Below are 1,896 nucleotides of genomic sequence, written 5' to 3'. Positions count from 1 at the left end.
AGCGAGAACGGCCAGCAACTGGTGGCCTATATCGTGCCGAGCGACGCCGCTATGGCGGTGGCAGGGGAAGCCCAGACAGCCCTGCGCGAAAGCATCAAGACGGCGCTGAAAGAGCATGTGCCGGACTACATGGTGCCGGCCTACCTGCTGTTCCTGGAGGCACTGCCCCTGACCCCGAACGGCAAGCTCGATCGCAAGGCCCTGCCCAAGGTCGACGCCCAGCAGATGCAGCAAGTCTACGTGGCGCCGCAGAGCGAGCTGGAGCAACAGGTCGCGGCGATCTGGGCTGATGTGCTGAAGCTGGATCGGGTGGGCATGAGCGACAACTTCTTCGAGCTGGGCGGCCACTCCCTGTTGGTGGCTCAGGTGGTGACTCGGGTCAAGCAGCAGTTTGGCGTGGATATGCCCATCAAGTCGCTGTTCGGCGCGGAGAGCCTCGCAGCCTTTATCGAGAAGGTTCAGGCCCTGCGGCAGACAACTTCTTCACTGCAGGATGAATTGGCTAAATCTTTGGAGGCCCTCAAACGTTTATCTCCCGATGATCTTGAAAAAATAATTTCTTAGGCGAGGTAGTACATGCAAGCTTTAATCGACTCGGTAGGCACGCTTTCTTCCAAGGAAAGAAGAGCCCTGGCGATTTTGCTTAAAGAAAAGGGCATCAACCTCTTTGGTATCGCTCCTATCTGCAGCCGCGGCGCCGACGAGGCGCCGGTTCTCTCCTATACCCAGGAAAGCCAATGGTTCCTTTGGCAACTGGAGCCCGACAGCACCGCCTACCACATCACCACGGCGCTGCGCTTGACCGGAGAACTGGACCTCGACGCGCTGCGCCATGCATTCGATACCCTGATTGCCCGGCATGAAACCCTGCGCACTACCTTTTCCGAAGACGATGGCACTGCGGTACAGGTGGTCCATCCACCGGCACCGCTGGACATCGAGGTCATCGAACTGCACGCCGGCGGCCTGTCCTATGAGGCCCAGGTCCATGCCCTGACCGACAGCAAGAGCCAGCCGCCCTTCGATCTGCGCAATGGCCCGCTGTTGCGGGCCAAGTTGCTGCGGGTGGCGGCAGACGAGCATGTGCTGGTCCTGACCCAGCACCACATCGTTTCCGATGGCTGGTCGATGGGGGTGATGGTCGACGAGCTGATCCAGCTCTATGCCGGTTACCGCCAGGGGCGCACGGTCAGCCTGCCGGAGCTGCCGATTCAATACGCCGACTATGCCAACTGGCAGCGCCAGTGGATGGACGCCGGCGAGCGTGAGCGGCAACTGGGCTACTGGCTGGAGCAACTGGCCGGGGAGCAGCCCTTGCTGATGCTGCCGCTGGACCACTCGCGCCCGGCGATCCAGAGCTATCGGGGGGCGCTGCTGGATATCCCGTTGCCGGAAGAGTTGCGCCTGGGCCTCAAGCAATTGGCCCAGCGTGAAGGGGCGACCCTGTTCATGCTGTTGCTGGCCTCGTTCCAGGTCCTGCTGCACCGCTACAGCGGTCAGGCGGACATCCGCGTCGGGGTGCCCACCGCTAACCGCAACCGGGTGGAGACCGAGCGCCTGATCGGCTTCTTCGTCAATACCCAGGTGTTCAAGGCCGAGGTCGACGGGCAACTGGGCTTCAATGATTTCCTGCAGCAGGTCAAGCAGACCGCGCTGATGGCCCAGTCCCACCAGGACTTGCCTTTCGAGCAGTTGGTGGAAGCCTTGCGCCCCGAGCGCAGCCTGAGCCACAGCCCGCTGTTCCAGGCGATGTTCAACCACCAGACCGCAGTCAAGAAGGGCGGGCAGAGCCAGCGCCTGGACGACCTCAGTATCGAGACCCTGAGTTGGCAGGGGCGCGCCGCGCAGTTCGACCTGACCCTGGATACCTTCGAATCCGAGGATGGTCTCTGGGCC

General features: G+C 62.0%; 2 protein-coding genes. Both read left to right on the top strand.

Annotated elements, in window-relative coordinates:
* A partial coding sequence (locus tag FW796_RS31815; RefSeq protein WP_446440697.1) for a phosphopantetheine-binding protein occupies positions 1-564 on the top strand: 564 nt, incomplete at its 5' end.
* 12 nt (positions 565-576) lie between these two features.
* On the top strand, positions 577-1,896 hold a 1,320-nt coding region (locus FW796_RS31810; protein ID WP_446440696.1), incomplete at its 3' end, for a condensation domain-containing protein.

It is taken from the genome of Pseudomonas sp. 910_21, assembly GCF_052850735.1.
Note: the sequence above shows the minus strand (reverse complement) of the source record. Positions and strands in the feature narration are given on the sequence as shown.